General features: G+C 45.6%; 25 protein-coding genes. 7 read left to right on the forward strand and 18 right to left on the reverse strand.

What is annotated here, in order from left to right; genetic code table 11:
- Window positions 1-115: 115 nt before the first annotated feature.
- The 3 genes from B3850_RS04040 to B3850_RS04050 all read right to left on the reverse strand — a co-directional run bounded on the left by B3850_RS04040 (window position 116) and on the right by B3850_RS04050 (window position 2,388).
- The gene (locus B3850_RS04040; RefSeq protein ID WP_058578917.1) at window positions 116-742 is read right to left on the reverse strand and encodes an OmpA family protein; all 627 of its coding nucleotides are present in this window, start codon (window positions 740-742) and stop codon (window positions 116-118) included.
- A gap of 94 nt (window positions 743-836) precedes the next feature.
- Window positions 837-1,406, reverse strand: a complete 570-nt coding sequence (locus B3850_RS04045; RefSeq protein WP_058578916.1) for a LemA family protein — start codon at window positions 1,404-1,406, stop codon at window positions 837-839.
- A 10-nt stretch (window positions 1,407-1,416) separates the two neighbouring features.
- A complete protein-coding gene (locus tag B3850_RS04050; protein ID WP_286911420.1) occupies window positions 1,417-2,388 on the reverse strand; it encodes a hypothetical protein in 972 nt (323 codons plus the stop codon).
- Window positions 2,389-2,580: 192 nt separating this feature from the next.
- On the opposite strand from B3850_RS04050, the gene B3850_RS04055 reads away from it, so the two are divergent.
- Window positions 2,581-3,507 (forward strand): D-2-hydroxyacid dehydrogenase, encoded by a 927-nt coding sequence (locus B3850_RS04055; RefSeq protein WP_286875770.1) that lies wholly within the window; start codon window positions 2,581-2,583, stop codon window positions 3,505-3,507.
- Between the two features lie 49 nt (window positions 3,508-3,556).
- On the opposite strand, the gene B3850_RS04060 is transcribed toward B3850_RS04055, so the two are convergent.
- From B3850_RS04060 to B3850_RS04100, 9 genes are all read right to left on the reverse strand, one after another.
- Window positions 3,557-4,051: a cytochrome b/b6 domain-containing protein gene (locus B3850_RS04060; RefSeq protein ID WP_058578913.1), complete on the reverse strand. Its 495-nt coding sequence runs from the start codon at window positions 4,049-4,051 to the stop codon at window positions 3,557-3,559.
- Between the two features lie 56 nt (window positions 4,052-4,107).
- Window positions 4,108-5,484 (reverse strand): histidine kinase dimerization/phospho-acceptor domain-containing protein, encoded by a 1,377-nt coding sequence (locus tag B3850_RS04065; protein ID WP_286875772.1) that lies wholly within the window; start codon window positions 5,482-5,484, stop codon window positions 4,108-4,110.
- The gene (locus B3850_RS04070; protein ID WP_058578912.1) at window positions 5,475-6,137 is read right to left on the reverse strand and encodes a response regulator; all 663 of its coding nucleotides are present in this window, start codon (window positions 6,135-6,137) and stop codon (window positions 5,475-5,477) included. The genes B3850_RS04065 and B3850_RS04070 overlap by 10 nt, the downstream gene beginning before the upstream one ends.
- Before the next feature lie 20 nt (window positions 6,138-6,157).
- Window positions 6,158-6,817 carry a tetratricopeptide repeat protein gene (locus B3850_RS04075; protein ID WP_058578911.1) on the reverse strand — a complete coding sequence of 220 codons (660 nt, stop codon included), beginning with the start codon at window positions 6,815-6,817 and terminating at the stop codon, window positions 6,158-6,160.
- Window positions 6,804-7,610, reverse strand: a complete 807-nt coding sequence (locus B3850_RS04080) for an SDR family oxidoreductase (protein WP_058578910.1) — start codon at window positions 7,608-7,610, stop codon at window positions 6,804-6,806. The genes B3850_RS04075 and B3850_RS04080 overlap by 14 nt, the downstream gene beginning before the upstream one ends.
- Window positions 7,607-8,272 carry a TenA family transcriptional regulator gene (locus B3850_RS04085; RefSeq protein WP_058578909.1) on the reverse strand — a complete coding sequence of 222 codons (666 nt, stop codon included), beginning with the start codon at window positions 8,270-8,272 and terminating at the stop codon, window positions 7,607-7,609. The genes B3850_RS04080 and B3850_RS04085 overlap by 4 nt, the downstream gene beginning before the upstream one ends.
- A complete protein-coding gene (locus tag B3850_RS04090; protein WP_286875777.1) occupies window positions 8,259-9,650 on the reverse strand; it encodes an AMP-binding protein in 1,392 nt (463 codons plus the stop codon). The genes B3850_RS04085 and B3850_RS04090 overlap by 14 nt, the downstream gene beginning before the upstream one ends.
- Entirely contained in the window at window positions 9,647-10,246 is a 600-nt protein-coding gene (locus B3850_RS04095) for a thermostable hemolysin (RefSeq protein WP_058578908.1), read from the reverse strand. The genes B3850_RS04090 and B3850_RS04095 overlap by 4 nt, the downstream gene beginning before the upstream one ends.
- A 136-nt stretch (window positions 10,247-10,382) precedes the next feature.
- Window positions 10,383-10,742: a diacylglycerol kinase gene (locus B3850_RS04100; protein WP_054487232.1), complete on the reverse strand. Its 360-nt coding sequence runs from the start codon at window positions 10,740-10,742 to the stop codon at window positions 10,383-10,385.
- Between the two features lie 126 nt (window positions 10,743-10,868).
- Between B3850_RS04100 and B3850_RS04105 the strand changes: the two genes are divergently transcribed.
- Complete coding sequence (locus B3850_RS04105) at window positions 10,869-12,866, forward strand: LTA synthase family protein (RefSeq protein ID WP_286875780.1); 1,998 nt, start codon at window positions 10,869-10,871, stop codon at window positions 12,864-12,866.
- 1 nt (window position 12,867) lies between these two features.
- On the opposite strand, the gene B3850_RS04110 is transcribed toward B3850_RS04105, so the two are convergent.
- Window positions 12,868-14,772 (reverse strand): diguanylate cyclase domain-containing protein, encoded by a 1,905-nt coding sequence (locus B3850_RS04110; protein WP_286875782.1) that lies wholly within the window; start codon window positions 14,770-14,772, stop codon window positions 12,868-12,870.
- A gap of 102 nt (window positions 14,773-14,874) precedes the next feature.
- Here B3850_RS04110 and B3850_RS04115 point away from each other — a divergent pair, with 102 nt between their 5' ends.
- Complete coding sequence (locus B3850_RS04115; RefSeq protein ID WP_286911421.1) at window positions 14,875-15,342, forward strand: DUF4199 domain-containing protein; 468 nt, start codon at window positions 14,875-14,877, stop codon at window positions 15,340-15,342.
- 8 nt (window positions 15,343-15,350) lie between these two features.
- On the opposite strand, the gene B3850_RS04120 is transcribed toward B3850_RS04115, so the two are convergent.
- The 4 genes from B3850_RS04120 to B3850_RS04135 form a co-directional block, all read right to left on the reverse strand.
- On the reverse strand, window positions 15,351-15,725 hold the full coding sequence (locus B3850_RS04120; protein WP_286875786.1) for a YchJ family protein: 375 nt from the start codon (window positions 15,723-15,725) through the stop codon (window positions 15,351-15,353).
- Between the two features lie 121 nt (window positions 15,726-15,846).
- Window positions 15,847-18,225 carry a TonB-dependent receptor domain-containing protein gene (locus B3850_RS04125; RefSeq protein ID WP_414654206.1) on the reverse strand — a complete coding sequence of 793 codons (2,379 nt, stop codon included), beginning with the start codon at window positions 18,223-18,225 and terminating at the stop codon, window positions 15,847-15,849.
- Between the two features lie 131 nt (window positions 18,226-18,356).
- On the reverse strand, window positions 18,357-19,556 hold the full coding sequence (locus B3850_RS04130) for a putative manganese transporter (RefSeq protein ID WP_286911422.1): 1,200 nt from the start codon (window positions 19,554-19,556) through the stop codon (window positions 18,357-18,359).
- A gap of 9 nt (window positions 19,557-19,565) precedes the next feature.
- Window positions 19,566-19,778 (reverse strand): DUF1653 domain-containing protein, encoded by a 213-nt coding sequence (locus B3850_RS04135; protein WP_286875791.1) that lies wholly within the window; start codon window positions 19,776-19,778, stop codon window positions 19,566-19,568.
- A 97-nt stretch (window positions 19,779-19,875) separates the two neighbouring features.
- On the opposite strand from B3850_RS04135, the gene B3850_RS04140 reads away from it, so the two are divergent.
- The 4 genes from B3850_RS04140 (at window position 19,876) to B3850_RS04155 (ending at window position 21,605) form a co-directional block, all read left to right on the forward strand.
- On the forward strand, window positions 19,876-20,151 hold the full coding sequence (locus B3850_RS04140; protein WP_286911423.1) for a type II toxin-antitoxin system Phd/YefM family antitoxin: 276 nt from the start codon (window positions 19,876-19,878) through the stop codon (window positions 20,149-20,151).
- Window positions 20,151-20,477, forward strand: a complete 327-nt coding sequence (locus B3850_RS04145; protein WP_053952432.1) for a type II toxin-antitoxin system RelE/ParE family toxin — start codon at window positions 20,151-20,153, stop codon at window positions 20,475-20,477. Before B3850_RS04140 ends, B3850_RS04145 begins: the two co-directional genes overlap by 1 nt.
- A gap of 17 nt (window positions 20,478-20,494) precedes the next feature.
- Window positions 20,495-21,295 (forward strand): NAD-dependent protein deacetylase, encoded by an 801-nt coding sequence (locus B3850_RS04150; RefSeq protein ID WP_286875796.1) that lies wholly within the window; start codon window positions 20,495-20,497, stop codon window positions 21,293-21,295.
- A 61-nt stretch (window positions 21,296-21,356) separates the two neighbouring features.
- Window positions 21,357-21,605 carry a hypothetical protein gene (locus B3850_RS04155; RefSeq protein WP_286875797.1) on the forward strand — a complete coding sequence of 83 codons (249 nt, stop codon included), beginning with the start codon at window positions 21,357-21,359 and terminating at the stop codon, window positions 21,603-21,605.
- Window positions 21,606-21,629: 24 nt separating this feature from the next.
- Here the strand turns inward: B3850_RS04155 and B3850_RS04160 are convergent, their stop codons facing one another.
- Window positions 21,630-22,175, reverse strand: a complete 546-nt coding sequence (locus B3850_RS04160) for a DUF1543 domain-containing protein (RefSeq protein ID WP_286875798.1) — start codon at window positions 22,173-22,175, stop codon at window positions 21,630-21,632.
- Window positions 22,176-22,256: the final 81 nt, after the last annotated feature.

A 22,256-nucleotide genomic window follows, 5' to 3' on the forward strand; every position in this document is an offset into this window, starting at 1 on the left:
AAACAATGGATTGCAAAGCTTGCCAGCCAGCATGGGTTTCATTTGAAAAACACCCATACTATGCCGGCAAACAATCAACTTCTGGAGTTTCAGCGTTAGTCTTTAACGCATAAGTTTATTTGGTATTGGGAACAATTCTTAGCTCAACACGACGGTTTAGCTGACGACCGCTTTCCGTGTCGTTGTCTGCTACTGGCTGACTTTCACCGTAACCTTCAGTTGTCACACGACGGGTATCAACACCGTTACCAACCAAGTGGTTACGTACTGCGTTCGCTCGGTTTAAAGAAAGCTGCTGATTGTATTCAGCAGTACCCGTACTGTCCGTATGCCCCTGAATAAGCATGGTGGTTTTTTCATACTTTTGCAGCACTCGGGCAACGTCGTCTAAAACCGGGTTGAAGCTTTGCGAAATGGTTGCACTGCCGGTAGCAAAGGTTATGTTGCTTGGTAGCTGCAGACGAATGTTATCGCCTTCACGTATGACTTTAACGCCGCTATCGGCCAACTCTTCCCTAAACTCTTCTTCCTGCTTGTCCATATAGGAACCAATAGCACCACCTGCTAACGCACCAACAGCAGCCCCCCAGACATAACGACTTTTATCGTGGTCACCCGTGCCTTTTCCTAATAAAGCACCTGTCACCGCGCCAATCGTCGCACCTTTTTGAGTGTTACTCATATTCTCACAGCCGACTAAGGCGAGAGATGTCATTACCGTTAATAACGCTAACTTCTTCATACCGTTTCCTTTTTAACGCTTTGAGTACTCATAAAATTAGCATCAAATCAGAAATTCGCTAACGCTATTTGCAGTTCTTTTACGCAACCCAGAGCTAAATATTAGGCTTATATTCAAAACCTTCTTCTGCCTGAGAGTCGGAGAAGGTTTTTATCTTCTCTTTACGGTTCAGCATGGCATTCACCAGTGAGTTCGGGAAAACCTCAATGCCGTTATTAAAGTCTTCAACGTTCTGGTTAAAAATACGAATGGCCGCGCCAATGTTCTCCTGTTGGTCAGTAATTTCGCGCATGAGTTTCTGGTAGGTTTCTGACGCTTTCAACTCAGGGTAATTTTCAACCGTCACATTTAAGCTTTTTAGTAACTCGCCAGTTTTGGCTTCTGCCTGTTCAAGCTTCGCTGTATCGACTTTGCCACTATCTAAACCTTGAAGCGCGCTGCGAAGTTCAGTGACTTTGGTCAGTGTCCCCTGCTCAAACTCTTTGTAGTCTTTCACCACATCTTCTAAATGAGGAATGATTTTATTTTTCTGGCGTTCCTGCGTAATAACGTTCGCCCAGGCTCTCTCAACCGCATTCGCCCGGTTAATAATCGCGTTGTAAATGGCAATAATAGCGATAACCAAAACTACCGCGATACCAATAGCTATCCACATTCCAGTCATTGACGTGCTCCTAAAAGTTACTGTCCAGCTTAGTCATCACATAGTGAACATGACTCAGTGCTGCCTTTAATTTTTCAAACTCCTGCTCGCCTTCTAATGCCTCGATAAAAGCCTCAAACTCACTTATTTTAACCTTATTCGGCGTTGCAATAAGATCCTTGTCAGCAAATGAGAGACATAAGTCAGCCGCATCATTCACTTCAAAATTTACTTTCGATAATACATTGCTAAGCTCTTCAAAAGCGACAACAACCGTTGGTTTCATGGCTTTAGCCGCTTCAATCTCACTAGCAGCGACCACCTTAAATACTTTATTAAACCGGTTAGATGCAGGCTTGTAAGTTGCTTTACCTGCCCCGGGTAGGTTAAAGCCAATAACCGCAAAATTACGCAGTAAGCCAAAAGGTAAAATCAAACCATAGCGATCATAATGATCATATTCACGACGGGTGCGCGTTCTTACCCGACCGTTACTGTCAGTGTAGGTGTCAGTAACAATACGCTCATCGACGTAGTGAAAATGGTAGTAATAGTACTCAAACGAGTATTCATCGCCCTGATAACTGCCTTTAAACAGCTCTTGAATTTCACGGCTGTAATTACCTCGGTGAAACTCACTAAAACGTTGTTGAAACTGGCGCGCTGTCGCTTTCCCATTAAAAGTGACCGGCGTAAGGTTATTATCGAGCAAGCCGTCGCGCTGTAACAAAGCATGAGACACTTTCGCCATAAGATGATGCGGGTAATAAGCGGTAATACCGGAAAGCAACGTTAATGCCCCGCCGGCCGCAATAATAATCCAGGTACTTTGCTGGAAGTACTGTCGCTGAGACCAGTCCCAGTAACTCAGTAGCCCTGTTGCTAATAAGACGACGGTAAAAATAATCCAATAGACTTTTGTATTAAATTGATAACTACCAGAAAAACATTTGAGCTCAGAAATAACTGCGTCCAGCTCCTGCCGGGAGCGGCTTAATGACACTTGCCTTTTAATGTTTTTTAGCAGCGAAATAAGTGCTTTGTTGTTTTTATAATAGAGCACGTTTTGCAATATCAGTTTGTTTGAATTGAGGAAGAAAGCTTAATATTTCTTCCTCACCAGTACCAGCAAAACTTGGAGTTAATGATAAGCTATCGCTAAAACCAGTAATTATTGTTTGCAGTAGGAGTCATTATGAAAGCGGTAATCTTAGATAACGACAGTTTGGGTGAAGGCGTTGATTTATCTCCTATTGAAAATCAGGTCAACGAGCTGGTTTGCCATTCACTGACTTCGCCCGAACAAGTCGATGAGCGTATTAAAGACGCTGACATTGTTATTACCAATAAAGTGGTGCTGAACGAAGCTTCTTTAAAGAAGGCAGAAAAGTTAAAGCTCGTTTGTGTGCTAGCTACAGGTATGAATAATATCGACTTAAAAGCTGCTGAAAAGCTTGGTATCCCCGTTAAAAATGTCGAAGCTTACGGAACGCCCAGTGTGGTTCAGCACACATTAATGATGATGCTGTCGCTGGCCACCAAAATGCCGGTAATGCAAAAACGTATGGCCGCTGGCGACTGGCAAAAGTCCCCTTTATTTACTCTGCTTGACCCGCCTACTTATCAACTAGAAGGCAAGCATTTAGTGATTGTCGGCTCGGGTGAACTTGGGCAAGCGGTAAAAAAACAGGCTGAAGCATTGGGTATGCGCGTAACCTTTACCGCTCGACCGGGTAAAACAGACGACTCGCGCCCAAGTTTTGATGAGCTATTGCCTGAAGCCGACGTTATTTCGTTTCATTGCCCGCTCACCGACGAAACAAAAGGCTTGCTTAACCGCCAGAATATCAAGCATTGCCAGCCTCACACTTTAGTCATTAATAATGCCCGAGGTGGCGTTGCAAACGAGCACGACGTGCTGGACGCATTACGGAAAGGCCAAATTGGCGGCTATGCAACGGACGTTCTTCCGCAAGAGCCGCCAAAAGACGGTCATCCGTTGCTAGATGCGTTAAATGAGCCCTTGAACCTCATTGTAACGCCGCATAACGCCTGGACCTCTCCAGAAGCACGACAACGCATTATTGAATTAACGGCTGAAAATATCTCAGCGTTAAAGTGATAGCCTTCTTACTACTGATAGCGGCTTAACTCGTGAAAAGTAACGCGAGTTAAGCACGGTGTTTATAGAAGTGGCGACCCCCGCCACCAATATGTAATATCAATAGCAACGGCAGTATATAAGTACCCAGCACCTTGTGCACTTCCTCTGCAGGCTCATGAATCCATTCGAGAACTCTTAAGTCAAATGATACGGCAAACCAACCAAAAACTGACAGTGGATCATTTTCAGTAAATAAATACAGTGGTCCCGTTACAATTAAAACCAGCATTGTTAATAGCAGAGCGTAATGAAGGTATCTGGCAACCCTTTCTGTGGAAGTGTGGGCCGGCTCAGGGAACCCCTGATACAGTCGTAATACACTGCGCCAGCCTATTAATAAGAAGGCAAAAAAGCCAACACCAATGTGGGCAGCTTCAGAAAAATGTTTTACCTCCCGGGAGTCGGCAAAAAACATCATAAACCCGAGTGTCAGCATGACAATAACTGCCATGGCGCCTAGCCAGTGCAATATGCGCGATAATGGTGAATAATGCCTATCCATAATGTTACTCCTTCTAGTCATTAACTTCAGAGTAACAGGACAATATTAAGCCAACATTAAGGCTTTCTGGAGATTACAGGCTTTTCAAGCAATGCTTGATCAGCCTCAACTTTTGCAACAAACCAATCGTCTTCAAGAGCAAGAGTCAACTTTAACCCTAACTGTTTGGCTAAATTACTGACAATACTCAGACCTAACCCAGCGCCTTCTTCTCTCAACTGCCCACCACGATAAAAACGCTCGGTCAGCCGCTTAGCGTCAACGTGGTGGGATTTTTCAATACGATTGCATATTGTAAAGAGAGAACCATCACATTGAACGTCAATCGATGATTGAGGTGCTGCATATTTAATCGCATTATCAACAAGGTTACTGAATAACATCGTTAGATAACGCTCTTCTGAGCGCCATAAGACGGTGTCGGGAAGATCCACATCCATCACTAACCGCCGCGAATCAGCCCACTGGTAATAATCCGAAATGACTTGTCGAAGAATAGCGGCAGCGTTGACTTGTCTCCAATGCTGCGGCGGTAACTCCGTCTTGGAGAGTAAAAGTAGACTTTCGACCAGACTCACTAATCTATCCGTACTGGCTAACAGCGATTCCAGCTCTTCTTTTTGCTGCTGAGTAGAAGCTTTTTGCCACTGATTCTGCAACTGCGCTTTCAGGCTGGCCAGTGGCGTTCTGAGCTCATGCGCGGCATCCGCAGAAAACTGTTTTTCTCTCAAAAATGTCTGCTCGATACGCGTCAGATAATGATTTAACGCGCCTTTCACCAACGACACTTCCTCGGTGTCATTCGACTCAATGAACGGCCTATAATCGTCAGAGCGCTTGCGTCTAAGTGCTTCTGCCAGCCTTCTGAAGCTGGCAAAATTTCGGTTTATAGTCCACCAACCTAACCACAACATTAACGGTAATAAGGTTAAAATGGGCACAACCATATCGGTCGTCAGATCACTACGTATTTCAGAACGAAATTCATCTTGCTGTAAGAGAAGAATACGATAATCTCTAGCCGGCGAACTCAAACCGAAGCTATGCCAAAGTTCATTATCTACCGTCTTAACTGAAAAGCCTTCTTTAAAAGGGATAACAGAGGGATCCAAAGATCCTTCCGTTTGCATTATGCGCTTACCGTCAATCGTCTCAATACGATAGGAGAGCTTGTCTTCGTATGAATGCGCATTTATACGACTAATCGTTATGTCACGCGCTACACCAGCTCCATCACTCGGCAACAACGCCAATAGCGTTTTTGCCTGCTGAACCATCTCTGCATCAAATAGCTCATCAACCTCGTGACTTATTTCTGCGTAAATCCATATGGCAGATACCGTCGCGCTTAACAAATAAACCGCAGAGACAGCGACAAGGATTCGCCGACGTATCGAGTTGAGTTTCGTTTTTACCCTGCTCTTTAGCCACATGCTAAACGATACCCCACGCCGCGAATGGTCTGAATCCATTCCTTATTGCCAAGCTTTTTGCGCAAGTTGTGGACATGCACTTCCAACGCATTACTCTCTACCTGCTGCTCATTACGAAAAACGATTTGCTCTAACTTATCACGACTATGAACCCGTTCCGGCGCAGCCATCATTGCACGCAACAGCTCAAATTCACGTTTCGACAAGTTCACTGGCTGTTGATTAACAAGCACCTGAAAATTCAGCTCATCCAGGCTGATAGGCCCGCAACTCAACTCTGGTGTCGCATACCCTCGTTGACGCCTTACTAAAGCGCGCAGTCTCGCTGCAAGCTCGTTCATATCAAAAGGCTTTATCATGTAATCATCAGCACCAAGATCCAGCAGCTTCACAGTTTCTGCGCTGTCGTCTCTCGCTGTCAGCACTAGTACCGGCAGCACTTGTCCTTTTTTACGCAAGGAGGACAATACGCGACTACCATCTAAATCCGGCAGCCCCAGGTCAAGAACAACGACATCATAATTAACTCGCTGACTCTCACTAATCGCTGCCGCACCAGTACGAACCCATTGCACGTTAAATTGCCGCTCGGACAAACCAAGTTCAACGGCTTGTCCGAGCATTGCATCATCTTCGACCAACAATAGATCCATGTAGCTATTATCCTTACTATTTATTGTTCGCGTTGTATTTTAGCCAACAACTGACTCACTTCTGCACGACGTGCTTCATCCGCTAATGGTCGTTCAGGTCTGGGAGCCGCTTTCAATGCTTTTTGAGCGTAATGCTCTGCTTTTGCGTAATTGCCCTGCTCAAACCAATAATCCGCGTAAAAGTAGTTAGGGTCAATGCCATCGGGGTTAATTGTTAAGGCTTTTTCAAGCAGTTGCTGTGCCTTATCATCGTCACCAAATCCGAACGGCCAACCCGGGACTTTGTAATACAAGGTACCCAGAGAGGCATAAGCTGAACCATCGAGCGCATTCGGATCTAACTCAAGCGCTTTCTCCAGCGACTTTTTCGACTCTTTCGCCAGACTCAGCGCTCCTAACCCACCTTTTGCACCTGCGTAAGTGCTTTTAATAATACCCAACCATATATGTGCGGGGGCGGACTCAGGTTCTTGCTCAACCCACTGCTGAGCATCTGCGACAAGCGCTTCAAACTCTTGCTTTTGTTTGTCATTTTCTAATTGGTAGTTCACCGTTGCCCAGCGCTGTTGAAGGTCATGCAAGCGTTGCTGACTGTTATCGCTGCTATTAAATTCAGCTGATAACGCTGGCAGCCCCAATAAACCGATTAGAACAAATGCGTATAATTTAGTGCTTTTCATGGCGGTATTCCTCAAGTAATTGATATAAAGTATCTCGTGCTTTTTTTAAACTCCGTCCTACCTGTTCAGGCCACAGCCCGTTTAGGCGAACAAATAGCCGCTCCGGCCATCCGAGTGTTCGCAACCACGACTGTCTCTCTATTTGCGTGGCAAGCTGCTGCGCAACCCGCTGCGGAGCATCCTGTTTCGTTTTTAGTGTTGTATTTAATCGGCTAATCAAACCATTATTCAGTGAGGTCTTAATGGCACGTGGGGCTGCGTACATCACATTAATATCGCTGTTCAGCAACTCCCTATTCAACGCTTCGCTAAAGCCTCGCAAGCCGAATTTGCTGGCACAGTAAAGGCCTTGCCCCGGAAAACCGATAGCACCGAATACCGAGCCGACATTTAAAACCCAACCTTTATTGGCGCTTAACACCGGCAGAAAATCATGAGTCAATGCAATGGGGACCATTAAGTTCGTAGTAATGACACGCTCAATATCATCGGCAGTAGCATTACCGAACAAGCCTTCATGAGTGACTGCGGCATTGTTAATTAATCCGGTTACCGCTGCGCCCTGCTCTGTTATAAATTTAAGCAGCCGCACACGTTCACTCTGTTGAGTCAAGTCAGCCACAAATGACGTCTGATTAAGCCGCTTTGCCAGAGCGTCAAGCGTGCCAATGGTGCGTCCTACCATAATAAGCCTGGCCCCGCGTTGACTCAGTGCTTCTGCAAGGGCTTGACCAAGTCCGCCCGCCGCACCGGTTAGTACAATAGTTTGCTGTTGCCAGTTAAACTGACTCATAGCGGCTCTCCTGCCAGTTCAGGAAGAGCGCGAAACATGTCACCGTAAAGCCGATAAACATGCTTCGCTGTACGCACAATGACTTGCTGAGCTTTTTCATCGGTCACTTGGTTCATCAACTGTTCAAAAAACTGCACATGCTCCTGGTCTAAGTCACCGTGCGACAGTAAATAGCTGAACGCAGAATCCGGTAGTTGCAGTGCGTCTTTTATTTTTCCCGCAGCCTGTGTTGCCAGCTTAACGCTAGTGCCTTCCAGCACATGCGCCATGCCGAAAAATGCCGCAGGGTGCTCATTGTCGATAGCTTGATAAACCAGTGATACCATCGCTTGGGTTGATGTATGTGGTTCACTCGACTGCGCGACTTCAACGTCACCGCCAGCCGCCTTAATATCATTAAGTATCCAGCGTTCATGACCGTATTCTTCATTGATATACTCGATGACTGCTTTACGCAGCCACTCATCCCGAAACGATAGTTTGCTGCCACAACGCATTAATAATGGCGTGGTGTGCTTAACATGGTGGTAAGCCTGAGTTAAAAAAGCACGATATCTTTCTATGGTTATCTCACCCTGCAACGCTTGTTGAATGGCAGGCGCGCTCAGTAAATAGCGTTGTTCGTTTTGGGTTTGTTCGCATAAAGTATTAAAGAACATCATCGTATACCTCGTTAGCAGATGAATAAGTTGTAGGGTCAATAGCAACCCGATAAGCGTCTTTGATAGCGAGACGTCGTAAGCGCCCGGTGCCGGTTAACAAACCGTTGCTGACCGTGAAAGGTTCTTTCAAAACAACATAACGTTGAATGCGCGCGTAGTCCGGAAGCTGTTGGTTGACCTGATAAATAACCGAACTAACCTGCTCAGCTGTTGAAGGACTCGTCAGCACCACCAACGCTGTCAGCGGTATTTCTTCATCGCCAAATACTGCCGCTTGGTGAATCGCTTGCTGACTGCACAGTTCCGCCTCTAGCCACTCAGGGTCAATATTACGGCCATAGGCATTCACAATGATGTGCTTTCGACGCCCTAAAATGATTAATCGCCCGTCTTCATCAAACTGCCCTAAATCACCCGTGTTAATCTCGCTGGGAAACCAGCTGTCAGGGTTGTCCCAATAACCCAGCATGGTATTTCCTCTGACGACCACACCACCGTCGCGTACTGTGACAACGGCATGGTTCAGAGGGTGTCCAACCGTTCCTGGCACGACCGCAGCGGGCGCATTCAGCGCAACCACCGAACTGAATTCAGATAACCCATACCCCTGAACAACTGGCAGCCCCAACGTCAGCGCTTGTCGTTCAAGTGTTGCACTCAGACGAGCACCACCGACGGCGAGTAACTTGAACTGTTTCGCATCAATAGTCCCGCGTTTAGCTCCTTCGACAAGAGCATTAAGCAACGCCGGCGTGAGAATTAAGCTATCGGGTTGATAGTGAGATAATGCTGAAAAGAGCGTATTAGCGTGTATTGATGACGAGCCTTTCAGCCCTAGTGTTTCGCCTTTAAAAAGCAGAACTTCTGCTCCTAGCCACAATGCCAGATAAACACCCGCAATATTCTCCAGAAGAATAGATAACGGCATAATAACCATGTGGCGATTGACACTAACCTCAGCAACACGCTCAGCCAAAGCAGCAACCGTGTTCAGTTGGTTTTCGACAGATAAGCAGACACCTTTGGGTTCGCCGGTACTACCTGAAGTAAAAGTAACTTTTGATGTTCCAGACGGAAGCGGTTTGTTATCACTTACCTTTTTCTGTAAGTAGGACTGCTGTTGCTGACTGAAAAATGGCGGTACCGGTATGCAAACCTTATTAGCCAGCATGAGCGCTAAGTCTTCAATCACCCACGCAATAGAGTCTGGGTTTTGTAAAAGAAAGATTCTCTGAGGTTGCTGATTAAGTTGCTCAACTCGCTTATAAACCGCGTCTACAAGCGATTGGTAACTCAACTTTTGCTGTTCAGAGGACAGTGCAATTGCATCAGGAGCAGTTAACGCGTGCTGCTGTATTCGTTCGAACAAAGTATTCATAAGGCAACCTCGCGAACAGAGATATGATTTGAATCTTGTGTCGTAATAAGTTGCTCAAAAACGCAGCCTTGCTCTAACCACCCGGCCAACACCACCGGCTGATGCTGATAGTAGTTCCCCCAGAGGTCACGTGTTGACTCAGGTAACGCGCTTTGTTGCGCGGTTTCTAATGCTGTTAATGCAATACCCAAGCGACTAAAGTACTTTTGTAGCGCACGAGTGGCGGTAAATATCACAGCGGTTCGGTTATGCGAGTTCAGAAGCCTAACTACCGCACGAAATAATAAGGGTAAGTAACTTGGATCTAATGCCGCCATTGACCCAACTTCGGCCAGGCGTTCCGGGGGAGGCAGAGGTCTGGAGTTCACCTGGTAACCTGTAATAGGTTTGGTTAAATACGTCTGCGAAAATAGCGGTTGTTCGTCAGCCAACTGAACTCCGCAAGCAGCAATCAGCTTAGCGTCATCGAATACAGCGATAAGTAAACGCGGCAAAGAGCGTAGACAGGCATTGAAGTTAAGCCAGTAACGTTCACAAATAAATGATTCAACCTGCTCACGTAACGGATGATCCGGTAATATCCAGCAGTGACGCATATGTTTACTCCTTAAGTCAGCGGCTGAAACAGCTTCGATGCTGTCACTTTATAAATAAAGACTTAAGGAAAGCTTAAGTTGCAGTCAGAAATCATGGCTTAAGCGTTTGATTAAAAGTTCTAAATTTTTTAGAAAATTAGAAAAACAAAATACTGATCCAGGTGACTATTAACAGCAGCAACGCAAAGAATACCGCAGCTGACGCTATGTCTTTTGCGCGACCACTCAACTCGTGAAACTCAGCACCAATACGATCAACAACCGCTTCTACAGCCGAATTAAGTAGCTCAGTAATGACTAAAACAAATAAGCTCATAATGAGTAGCAGGCGTTCTGCAACGGACGCTTCAACGAGCAATGCGACCGGTATTAGAGCAGCACACATAAGAGCTTCCTGTCGAAACGCGGCTTCATAACGCCAGGCAGTTTTTATTCCTCTTAGTGAGTTAAACGTCGCTTTCCAAATTCGAGTCATACCGGTATAGGCTGGCTTCATTGTCTATCCTCTCCTGGCCCCTGATTTAAAATACTCGGCACAGTTTATTAAAGCAGTCTTAAGCTTTACTTAAGGAATGCCTGTTAGTTTCTTCACGTAGTCAGTAAAAAAGAAGAGCTAACATCTATGCGGGCAGCAACGTCTAACAATACCTTATGGCAAACTCTAGCACTGTTTAAACCAGTAGCCTATTTCGCAGGAGCCACTTTGGCGCTGTTAACCTGCTGTCGTTTATTACTTGCTGGACTCTATGCAGAGCGCGTTGACAGCGCTATTAACTGGCTCGACTTTATTGTACTTGGCGTACGCGCAGACTTAATTCAAGTAGGATACTTTACACTGATTCCATTATTAGTATTGTCGCCATTAAGTGTGGTTTTACACAAATCGATAGCTCAGAGGTGGTGGCGGCGATTATGGACAGCCTGGTTTTTGATTTGTGCATTAGTGTTGTGGTTCATGGAAATCTCAACACCCGCATTCTTAGCGCAGTATGATACTCGCCCAAACCGATTGTTCTTTGAGTACCTTGCGTACCCAAAAGAGGTTTTATCTACCCTAATACATGGCTTTACTGGTTGGCTTTTCACCGGAATTGCCTCAACACTGGTATTCGTTTACCTTTCATATCGTTGGTATAAGAAATCCGAACATAACTTCCAACCAAGAGCCATAAAACGGCGTTACCTAATCGCAGTCATTCCAGTATTAATCGTTACAACATTGTTCGGCATTCGATCGACTCTTGCACATCGGCCTGCCAATCCGGCATTTTTTGCGGTCACCTCCGATGCAATGGTTAATTCATTAATTTTAAACTCCACTTACACCCTTGAGTACGCACTGTATAACCTTAAGCACGAAGCACAGGCAAATCGTGTTTACGGGAAACTCACTGACGACGAGATCATTAATGAAGTACGAAAAGTGCCCTATTTAGCCAATTTAGAGTTTCCATTTGCTGAGTATCCTACCGTGCATTACCAACCTGCCTCAGCCAAGCGCAAAGTACCTTTAAATATTGTGGTCATTCTGGAGGAAAGCCTTGGTGCGACCTTTGTTGAGTCGCTCGGTGGTAAGCCATTAACGCCGAACCTTGAGCGTTTAAAGAAACAGGGATGGTGGTTTGAAAACCTCTACGCAACCGGTACTCGCTCAGTCAGAGGTATCGAAGCCGTAATTTCCGGTTTTTTACCAACCCGTGCTCGCTCAACCGTCAAGCTGTCTGGGTCACAGCGTCAGTTTTTCACGCTCGCAGACGCGCTTTCCAGAAAAGGCTACAACACTGAGTTTATATACGGAGGACAAGCCCACTTTGACAATATGGCGAGTTTCTTTGTTGGTAATGGGTTTCAGTCTGTCATCGACCAGGACGACTATGAATCTCCCCAGTTTGCTGGTAGCTGGGGAGTTAGTGACCAAGACTTACTGAATAAGTTACATCAACGCTTGTCACAAGCCGATAACTCAGCCCCCCAGTTTACTCTTGCGTTTACCTCGTCAAACCACGAGCCATTTGAGTTCCCTGATGGTGAGATTACATTAGCAGAACAACCTAAGCAGACGGTCAACAATGCGGTTAAATATGCTGACCATGCACTCGGTGAATTTTTTGAAAAAGCACAGAAGAGTGACTACTGGCAAAATACATTATTTCTAGTGGTCGCTGACCACGACACTCGAGTTTACGGCGATGAGTTAGTCCCCGTCAGCAAATTCCATATTCCGGGACTCATTCTGGGTTCGGATATTAAGCCAAGAACCATTTCTGCAATCAGCAGCCAAATCGACTTAGCGCCAACGCTATTATCTCTTGCCGGCATATCGGCCTACTTACCGATGGTAGGGCAGGATCTTAGTCAGTCCGATGTGCAACCGGCCAATCGAGCTATGATGCAATTTGGCGACAATTATGGTTGGCTGGAACAGCATATTAACGGTCCACGTTTAACGGTGCTGCACGTCGATAAATCAGTAAAACAATTTCGCTATCAATCATCGTCACAGTCACTAGCGCCAATTGAGGGCAAACCGCAACCGGAGCATATCCGCAAGGTCCAGGCTTTTGCGATGCTGCCGTCTATTTTATATCAGCAACGAGCGTACTTTGTGCCCAGGCAATAAGTTAGCTATCAACTATCCCCTCCTGCACACAAACGCAGTTCCGACCGGCATTTTTCGCTTTATATAATTGCCGGTCGGCCCGCCGAATTGCATCGGCGGCCGCTTCATTGGCTTCAACAGGCGCAGCCCCCATACTTAAGGTTAATACAGGCAGATCAGCTTGTTTGTACTCATGCGTAATCGCTAGCTCGACTATGGCATCACGCAATTCATTCAACTTCTGCTCAATGGGTTCAGCTGCCGGGATAATTATTGCAAACTCTTCGCCTCCATAGCGATATACTTTCAGGGGTGTTTTGTCGCGCAAACAATCGGCTATTTTTTTCAGGGCACGATCGCCCGCCTCATGCCCGTAGTTGTCGTTGTATGGCTTAAATTCGTCAATGTCGGCCATCATTAAATAATAGGACTTCCCTGACTCGATAGAGGCATTCAAATCCTTGTCAAAAGCTCGGCGATTAAACAGCCCTGTTAAACCATCCATATGCGCCAGCGCGTCTAATTGCTTGTTAGCCTCAGCCAACTCTGCCGTGCGCGACTCTACCTGCTGCTCCAACTCATTTTGTGCAGCAATAAACCGAGCCGCCATCGTTTTAAATGCATCTAGCGCTTGTTTAACTTCACCCCGGGCTTTTATAGATGCCGCTCTATGAGATAAAGCTTCCTGATAATTACGCTGCCCCATTAATGACGCTACTGTTGCTACTTCGTGCAAAGGTTTACTAATTTCTCTTTGAATAAGCCAGTACGTCATCAACAAAATAAGTATGACTAAGCCGACACCCGCCGCTACCAATCTAATTGGAAGTTCTACCGCTTGTTTACGAATGTCACTCAATGGGTAGGCGGTAATGTGCCACCAATTCGGACCAGCTATTTTATCGATAATAAGCAGTTGTCCTTCTATCTCGTTTTCTAAGATAAAGGACTTATTCGTCCAGTTTTCGCTTGTTACCAAATGACTTAGTTGCTGATACAGAGGCTCGTCATAGGTTTCTGAAGTAAGCGTTGAGCGCTCAACAATAGCCTCTTGCGCCAGGTTTGAAGCAGCAATTAAATCGCCTTTTGCATTTAAAACAATGTGTTCTGACTTCGGCCTTTTTTTCTGTGTTAAATCACTCAGCAAACTACCTAAAGCAACATCAAAGCTGGCATTGGCTAAATGCTGTCCATTTAAATCAATAGGTTTTTGGTAGGTAATAGTCCACACATCAGCAGAAATATCGTAATAGAGACCGGTCCAGTTAGGAGTTCGCTCTGGGTTTTCATTTCGAAGTGTTGATTTAACCACTGAAAAGTCAGTAATCACCAAGTCTTTGTCGGCCAAAAGTCCCCAAGGGGAGTCGACCGAATACATTAAAAGAATATTCTCAGGCATGGAAAAATGCGTGTTCGCAACATCATTCCGCCAAGCTGGCCCCAATTTGCTCAATGTCAATTGAGCGGCTATAACCCGTGCTTTCAGCTCATCACTTATTGACTTATCTCGGGGGCCCAAAAAAGCACTCAAGTTCTCAAAGTGATTAGAGTTAACCGCTATACCGCGATTAAATTCAGGCTTTAACCGTAAAACGCCGGGAGAGGTTTCTTGATACCATGCATCAAACCGTTGAGTAATGTCTTCGGTAGTTCGCGCTATGTCGTATTGAGAAAGAAACTCGTCCGCTAAAATATTGGCGTTACTTTCAATACGCTTAAATAATGCCTGGTTTCGTTCAAGAGTCGGTGCTAAGTCTTGCTGTAAAACCGTTATAACCCGCTCTCTGGCATTGTTATAGGTGGTTAGAAAGGTAACTGCAGAAGCGATAACAACAATGGAAATAGCCCAGATACTGATTTTTACCAGCAAAGCTGTTGTTAGTTTCTCCCGCCGCTGTAACCGGCGATCATCCTTTCGTCTTTCCAAAATACTAGACCATTGTTTTTTCGGTAAATCTAACAAGTATTTTGAACAAATGCTATTATCAAGACAAGCTAAACAACAATAATCGGAACCAAGGTCAACGTTATGAAAGAAATTAAATGGGGCTTAATTTTTGTAGTAGCCATTATTCTGTGGATGATAATTGAGAGGTTGGCAGGCCTGCATACCCACAATATTCAGTACCACGCTATATTTACTAACGTGTTTGCCGTAGTCGCAATCGTCATTTATATCTTAGCGCTACGAGACAAAAGAGCGTCATTACCCAATCAGGAAATGACATGGCTACAAGGCTTTATTAGCGGTCTGAAAATTGCCGTTGTCGTCGCTGTGCTATCGCCAGCTGTGCAGTTACTGGTTCACTACGTTATTTCGCCGCAGTTCTTTCCAAATATGAAAAATCACGCCATTGAATCTGGCATGATGAGTGAAGACCGAGCTGAAAAATATTTTAACCTGACATCGTACATGATGCAGTCAGCAATAGGCGCCTTGGCTATGGGAGCTATAACCGCCGCTATTGTCGCTTTCTTTCTAAAACGACGCTCTTAAGGGCGTCGTTATTTCACTTTACCACTTACGTAAAACCAACGCCCCTGTTCGCGGATAAAATCGGAGTGCTCTTCCATAAAGCCCACGTCACTACCCTCTTTGTAAAAGGCTCGGAAATGCACTTTACCTTTATCGCCTGTTTGTTCAGAGGACATGACCTGTAATTTTAGCCAATCGGGCGAGTCGGATAGGTCAAGCGACATGGGACGTGTACTGGGATGCCAGGTTTTAAGTAGGTAATTGGTCAGCTGTTTTACAAAGGCACAATAACGCGAGCGCATGAGTTGCTCTGGGGTTTGAGCGTAAGCTTGATTATGGTGAAGTTTTTCACAACACTGTGCGTAGCTATTGCCGCTGCCACATGGGCATTGTTCGTTAGTCATCCGTTACGCCTGGCTGTTTTCCAATAGAGGTTGAGAAGACCCGTTTTACCACCTATTAGAATCATAGGCAACGAAGCGCCGAACTTAAGATCCGGCGCTATCGTCTCGTTCGTGGTTATGCTTAGAAAGTAACCGTCACGCCCATCCATAAATTACGGGCTTTATCTTTGACGTTATAGTCATCAGTAAAAACAACTTCACTGACTGCGCCGCGTCCCGTGACGTACTCATATTCCCCGTCGCCGTTTAAGTCCGTGTAGGTCGTTGAATAGGTTGTAAAGTCGCGATCGAGCAAGTTATTCACACGCAAGTTTACCTGGGTATAGTCATTCAGTTGATAACTTAGTCCCAAGTTCAACAAGCTGTAATTTTCATAGTACTGCTGTTCTTCAATAACCGCGTCATAGCCACGATAGCGATCAGAGCGAATTTCTCCCTGCAGGTAAATGTTTAAGTCATCCGCTGCCTGCCATTCTAGCCAGAGGTTGGCCATGTGCTCTGCGGTATTTGTTAGCGGCTGACCAGCCTGGCTCCCCGTGATCTGCTCACTGTCTGTCCAGGTATAGTTACCACGTACCGCCCAAAGTTGACTAATGGCATAACGTCCGGCAACTTCAACGCCTTGCAAGTCCACTTCATCAATATTGATAACCTGACTAGACGAGTCATAACCCAACGCCTGGTAATCACCTAAGTTCACACATGGTCTCTCACCGCCGGTGACATCGCAGCTTGGAACGGTATCGCCTCGGCCAATTTTGTCTTCGAACTGAGTATTGAAATAGGTGATATTAAAGTTGTGATCAGCTCGTTGCGAATTCCAGTAAAGTGCTATTTCCGAGTTAACACTGGTCTCAGGCTCGAGGTTGGGGTTACCGGCAAATGGAATCGTACCTTGTCCGCCAAACCCCGTTATTCCATCGTACAAGTCGGTCGTTTTAGGTGTTTTATAGCCGGTGCTCACACCGCCTTTTACCACCCAGCTTGGCGACAGGTTATAAACAGCGTATAAACGCGGCGAGACCTGACTACCAAACACGTCGTGCTCGTCATAACGAACACCACCAGTTAGCGTAAAGTCAGCAATAGGCATCCAGTTATCTTCAACAAACAGCGAGTACATTTTTTGCTCTTGAATAGCGCCAGCGCTTCCTTCTTCCAGACCAAAAACACCGTCTTTTAGCTCGCCGTCAATAAGCTGACCACCAACAACCAGATTGTGATGCCCCGCAACATTTTCAATGGGAATATCAAAGCGCAGGTCTACCGTATACTGGCTGCTCTCCAAAGGTCTTGCCGGACGTGGCAGGAAAGTATCTTCCGCAATTTGTCGACGCTCTTGTTCAGTGAGCCCTTCGTAGTCCCCTGTGCCGTCATACATTTCCTGCAATAACAAACGCTCGTCGACGCTTAACGGCAATGTCCGGCCATTATTTTGCGTATCAACATGCGACACTGAGAATAAACTACTACCAAACGACCATTCAGCGTCGTGAATTAATGACCACCAGGTACGATCATAAGATTGGTCCTGAGCATAGCCAGCTCGTGGTGCGACATTACCCCCACGATCCTGCCACAGTGATTCGATACTGTCTTTTGTTCCCAGCGGATAAGTAATAGTACCGGTTTCTAAGTCATAGCTTGGCGTGTTGTCATAAGACTGATGCGAGTCGTCAAAATTGAACTTCAGGTTTTGGTTTTCTGCAGGCGTAAATGACAACGAAAAACCGTAATGCTCGTCGGTATTGTCAACAGTACGCCCGCCGCTACCGAAACCTAGTTGACGCACATGAACGGTGCCATTCGGGTCTACTGCCGGTTCAAACTCTGGACTGGACGCTTGCTGATCATACAGGCTGCCGCGTATACCCAGTGTCAGAACATCTTTAATAATGGGTCCGCTAACATTAAAGTCGGTGGTAAAGTCATCGCCAAAATCGTCATCAGTCTGCAAGCTACGGCCAAAGCTGATTGAACCATTCCATTCGTTAGCATGTTTCTTAGTGATGACGTTAATAACACCGCCGAGCGCATCAGCACCATATAACGTCGACGCCGGGCCTCTTATGACCTCAATTCTGTCAATAGCCGTTAATGGCGGAATATGATTAAACGCGTTGCCGCCAAAGTTATTTGGATAAATATCACCATGATTGTTCTGCCGCACTCCGCCAACCAGTATGAGAGTGTATTCGCCGGTTAACCCTCGCATACTAATGCTGCCCTGGCCCGTTTTGTCGCGCGACACGCCAATATCAACACCCTCCTGGAATTTCACCGCATCAAGCAAAGAGGTAAACGAGCGTAAACGGAGATCTTCATTAGTAATGACAGAAATACTGGCAGGTGCTTCAGTTAGCTTTTGCTCAAAACCAGACGCAGTAACGACCATGCGCTCAATGTCGTCCATGTTTATCGCTGCCGCTTTGGCCATAGCACCGTGAGAGAAAGTAGCAGCAAGAGAGAGTGCAACCGCACTCGGCAGAAACCTTTTCATATGTTCATCCCCTGTTATATGTTTAGCGGCGCTCATCATACTCAGGGGATATCATTTAGTAAATGCGAATTATTCTTATTTTTATTTCAAGTTTCTAATAACTATTTTCAGATACTTTTAATTGGCACCGACTATTCAAACAAAAAGTAAAAGCCATATGCGGCGACAAAGGCCGGTATAGCGGAGTATAACGTTGCCAAAAGTGCTGCTTTCGGGGCTAAAGCTATGGCAGGAAATAGCGCATCTCCGTCATTACTAATAGCATTACCAAGTTGGGCAGAAAAAGGAATAGAACCATTAATGTACAAACTAGTCACGAGTATTTGCGGTCCACAGCCTGGCAAAAAGCCAATAACCACAGCCATTAATACGACCATTGGTCCCCAGGAATTAAACATGCCAGCCACATCAATACCAAAAAGCTGTACCGGAATTTCGAAAGCTAAGAAGGCCAGCACAACCCAGCCTGTTACGAACTGAGTGTCTAGCACCGATTTATTCAGCCAGCCTTCATGATGCGTTGTAGGCTCTTCGCTGGTAATTGACGAATAACCGGTGAGATCTGACGTAAACGCCCATAACACCAAAATAAGAAAAGTCACTGTTGCGGCAATGGTCTCAACGGTATTTGAGGGTAAATTTAACGGCTCGTTAAGCTCAAACTGAAGTGCAACCGCTACTGCCCCAATAAGTGCGGGTATAAAAATAACTTTCCAAAAACGCACAGACCATCTCAGCACCGTTTTGCGGGTTCTGCTTGGCTCGGGTCCACACAGGCTTTCTTTGCTGTCAGAAGCGCCTTTACTCAGCAGCCAGTCGGTTTTTCCTTTATGAAACAGATTAACGATATAGCCACTGATGGCTCCAACTACCAAACTTATTGCGACAATAAGTAACGCATCGGCAGGCTTTTGTGCCAGCAGTAAGAACGCAGCGTCACCCATAGTACTGGTTAACACAGCAACTACCGCACCAAAACTTGTCAAACCGCGAGTGAACTGTGTAACGACAATAATCGCGCCGCCACAGCCGGGCAACGCGCCCAGTAACGCAGCTATAGCGACTTCCTGTAGTGGATGCCGTTGCATATAACTGGCTAAACGCTCTTTATCGAGGTTGCGAGTTAAACTGTAATACAGCGCCAGCGACGCAAAGACAAATACAGATACCTGCAAAAACGCGTCCGACAACACTTGAAGTGTCACCGCACGAGTAACAGGAACAAGCAACAATATGGCAAGCAGAATAGGAAGAATAATGCGGAGGTTCGGCTTCAGCTGACCTTCTTTGCATTCCATCATGAGCTCGTTAAATTTCAATTTTGAGTCCATACTGCCGGACTACTCCTCTATGAGTCGAAATCGAGGCAGGCTCTGCCCTCCAACGTCGACTGACTCGGTAAACATATCATACGGTCTTACCCATAGTTTTTGTGCACCATACAGCGGCTGATACAGTACCAGCGTTTCTTCCGTTTCACTGTGCGTTACCGTGTCTATCACTCGGTAACGGTTGCCTTTGTAGTGTTCGTAAATACCTGGGGTTATTGTCATAAGCTTCTTTGTTGCGTGTTTTTTTCATAGTAAAGCTTTTTGACCGCATCGCAAATAAAGACTATATTTAAACCAAATTTAGTCACCCTGATCTGTTATGGCACTTTCTGACAAAATTAAACCGATAAGCTATTTAAAAGCCAATGCTGCGAAAATTTCATTAGAGCTCACTGAGAGTGAAGGCCCAATGTACATTACTCAGAATGGTGAAGCGAAGATGGTGGTTCAGGACGTAAAGAGCTTTGAAAAGACTCAGGAAACACTGGCCATGCTTAAAATTCTAGCCTTGGGTAACCAGCAAATAGAGAGCGGCAACATTCAAGCGGCCGACAGCGCTTTTGATAATCTAAAACAAGAGCTTAGTGATCGTTAATGACCTACTCTGTAAAACTGACCGCTGACGCAATTAAAGATATTCAGGACATTGTTGATTACATAGCTCTAAACGACTCTAAAGCTAAAGCGCTTAATACTCTTGAAAAGTTAAGGTCTTCAGTTGCCAGCTTAAGCGAATCGCCGGAGCGTGGGGCATACCCAAACGAACTTACGTCACTTGGTATAAAAGAGTTTCGTCAAATTCAAACGCCTCCGTATCGCTGTATATACAGAATAATAAACACCGATGTTTTTGTTCTTATCGTTGCTGATGGTCGCCGGGATATGCAAGCATTACTGCAGCGGCGTTTGCTGCAAGGTTAGGCTCAACTAGAAGCTTTATGTCTGAGAATAGAAAAACACTCCAACATTTTTTAGAGCAGAATAAACCAGTAACCGTGTTAACAGGTGCAGGCTTAAGTACGGCTTCAGGTATTCCCGACTACCGCGACAGTAACGGTAACTGGAAAAGCGCTCCGCCGATGCAGCATCGCGACTTTATGACTAACGAGCTACTGCGCAAGCGTTACTGGGCACGCGCTTTACACGGTTGGCCGGTGCTTTATAACGCACAGCCTAATGCTTCACATTTGGCACTAGCAAAAATGCAGAAAGAAGGCTTAATAGGTACTATTATTACTCAAAATGTAGACGGCTTACACCAAAGAGCCGGAGCCACAGACGTAATAAATTTACATGGCTACGCTAATGAAATGGTTTGCATGAGCTGTGGCGCACAATCGCCTCGTTTGGAAATGCACGAACGTTGCCTGGCACTGAACCCAGAGTTCGCTGAAATGGACGCCGTCGCCCTACCCGACGGCGATGCTGACATAGAAACCGACTTTTCAGCCTTCCAAATAGCCGACTGCTTAAATTGCGGCGGTATTTTAAAACCAGACGTAGTGTACTTTGGCGACACGGTGCCGAAGACCCGTGTCGCAGAAGCAAAGCAGGCGTTAGCTGAAAGCGAAGGGTTATTAGTTATAGGATCATCATTAATGGTGTTTTCGGGTTATCGCTTTGCCCGCCAGGCCGCTAAAAATAACCAACCCATCGCCATTTTAACACGCGGTAAAACCCGCGCTGATGACTTAGCTACATTTAAAATAGATGAAGATATTGAGAGTGTGTTGGTGTGAAACAAGCACTTCCTTATGGTTGCATCGAAAAATTTGACTAGTAGTTTTAATAACTTACCTTATGAAGATTAATAAACAACCGAAGGAATATGCCGTTATGGTTTCAGACAGTAACCCGGTACTCTCTACGCTATACTTAACACTAGTATTGGTTGGTGGTTACTCAGTTGCCGCCATGCTCGTCACTTACTTTCAAACTGGGGAGTTTACCTGGGGACACGCCGGCGTTTTACACTTTGCCACGGCTTTCACCATTTCGTTGGTTTATCACGTGTGGAAAAACTTTCGTCATAAAAAGCTCGAACAGTAATACCCATGTCATTTAATACACTCATCACGGAAGCGGCTGATAACCTTTCCAGTCAGGAATCAAAGGCTGGCTTTTGCCGTCGTGGTACAAGTGAATGTAGTGACTATCGATAAGATCGAGACACAGGCAATCGTCGACAGCTATCAAGTCATCTTTATGCAATTGCTCCGCACCAGCTAAGCCTTTATTGATAACTTGTACTTTCGCCAACTGCTTAGCCGCTTGTGCAGATTCTGCCACAACAACCGTAAAATCATGAAACTCCGCCAACTTACCATCAAAGTAGCCACCAAAATTCACGAAATAAAGCTTTTTAGCACAAGCCGATTGTGGTTCTTGTGCAAGTTCAATACGATAACCATCAACGTGATGCAACTGAACATAGCTGTCCAGATGCAAGCCTTTTTGCGTACCGAACCAGCCCGCTCGAATGGCCGAATAGGTATGCTCAATAGTTTCCCCCACAACAAAACGCACATCATGTAGCTCAATATTCGCGCCGGGAGCAGTACCGCCAACGTAAGTTAAGTAGAGTTTTTGCATGAGAGGTGTTTTATCCGTTGCTTTCATTTCAAACTTTCGTCCAGTTTAACTGAAATTGGGTAAAGTAGGACATACTGATGTGAAATCTCTCAGTCGACAATTTGACCT

Origin of the sequence: Idiomarina sp. UBA4520 (assembly GCF_002388365.1) — a bacterium.
GTDB classification, from domain to species: Bacteria; Pseudomonadota; Gammaproteobacteria; order Enterobacterales; family Alteromonadaceae; genus Idiomarina; species Idiomarina zobellii.

Excerpts from the sequence above, each read along its gene's own strand:
- B3850_RS04055 (WP_286875770.1), top strand. The coding sequence starts at position 2,581 with ATGAAAGCGGTAATCTTAGATAACGACAGTTTGGGTGAAGGCGTTGAT.
- B3850_RS04105 (WP_286875780.1), top strand. The coding sequence starts at position 10,869 with ATGCGGGCAGCAACGTCTAACAATACCTTATGGCAAACTCTAGCACTG.
- B3850_RS04160 (WP_286875798.1), bottom strand. The coding sequence starts at position 22,175 with ATGAAAGCAACGGATAAAACACCTCTCATGCAAAAACTCTACTTAACT.
- B3850_RS04070 (WP_058578912.1), bottom strand. The coding sequence starts at position 6,137 with ATGGATCTATTGTTGGTCGAAGATGATGCAATGCTCGGACAAGCCGTT.
- B3850_RS04080 (WP_058578910.1), bottom strand. The coding sequence starts at position 7,610 with ATGAGTCAGTTTAACTGGCAACAGCAAACTATTGTACTAACCGGTGCG.
- B3850_RS04095 (WP_058578908.1), bottom strand. The coding sequence starts at position 10,246 with ATGCGTCACTGCTGGATATTACCGGATCATCCGTTACGTGAGCAGGTT.
- B3850_RS04135 (WP_286875791.1), bottom strand. The coding sequence starts at position 19,778 with ATGACAATAACCCCAGGTATTTACGAACACTACAAAGGCAACCGTTAC.
- B3850_RS04065 (WP_286875772.1), bottom strand. The coding sequence starts at position 5,484 with ATGTGGCTAAAGAGCAGGGTAAAAACGAAACTCAACTCGATACGTCGG.
- B3850_RS04145 (WP_053952432.1), top strand. The coding sequence starts at position 20,151 with ATGACCTACTCTGTAAAACTGACCGCTGACGCAATTAAAGATATTCAG.
- B3850_RS04120 (WP_286875786.1), bottom strand. The coding sequence starts at position 15,725 with ATGACTAACGAACAATGCCCATGTGGCAGCGGCAATAGCTACGCACAG.
- B3850_RS04150 (WP_286875796.1), top strand. The coding sequence starts at position 20,495 with ATGTCTGAGAATAGAAAAACACTCCAACATTTTTTAGAGCAGAATAAA.
- B3850_RS04155 (WP_286875797.1), top strand. The coding sequence starts at position 21,357 with ATGAAGATTAATAAACAACCGAAGGAATATGCCGTTATGGTTTCAGAC.
- B3850_RS04100 (WP_054487232.1), bottom strand. The coding sequence starts at position 10,742 with ATGAAGCCAGCCTATACCGGTATGACTCGAATTTGGAAAGCGACGTTT.
- B3850_RS04075 (WP_058578911.1), bottom strand. The coding sequence starts at position 6,817 with ATGAAAAGCACTAAATTATACGCATTTGTTCTAATCGGTTTATTGGGG.
- B3850_RS04130 (WP_286911422.1), bottom strand. The coding sequence starts at position 19,556 with ATGGACTCAAAATTGAAATTTAACGAGCTCATGATGGAATGCAAAGAA.
- B3850_RS04090 (WP_286875777.1), bottom strand. The coding sequence starts at position 9,650 with ATGAATACTTTGTTCGAACGAATACAGCAGCACGCGTTAACTGCTCCT.
- B3850_RS04140 (WP_286911423.1), top strand. The coding sequence starts at position 19,876 with ATGGCACTTTCTGACAAAATTAAACCGATAAGCTATTTAAAAGCCAAT.
- B3850_RS04125 (WP_414654206.1), bottom strand. The coding sequence starts at position 18,225 with ATGAAAAGGTTTCTGCCGAGTGCGGTTGCACTCTCTCTTGCTGCTACT.
- B3850_RS04060 (WP_058578913.1), bottom strand. The coding sequence starts at position 4,051 with ATGGATAGGCATTATTCACCATTATCGCGCATATTGCACTGGCTAGGC.
- B3850_RS04040 (WP_058578917.1), bottom strand. The coding sequence starts at position 742 with ATGAAGAAGTTAGCGTTATTAACGGTAATGACATCTCTCGCCTTAGTC.
- B3850_RS04045 (WP_058578916.1), bottom strand. The coding sequence starts at position 1,406 with ATGACTGGAATGTGGATAGCTATTGGTATCGCGGTAGTTTTGGTTATC.
- B3850_RS04115 (WP_286911421.1), top strand. The coding sequence starts at position 14,875 with ATGAAAGAAATTAAATGGGGCTTAATTTTTGTAGTAGCCATTATTCTG.
- B3850_RS04085 (WP_058578909.1), bottom strand. The coding sequence starts at position 8,272 with ATGATGTTCTTTAATACTTTATGCGAACAAACCCAAAACGAACAACGC.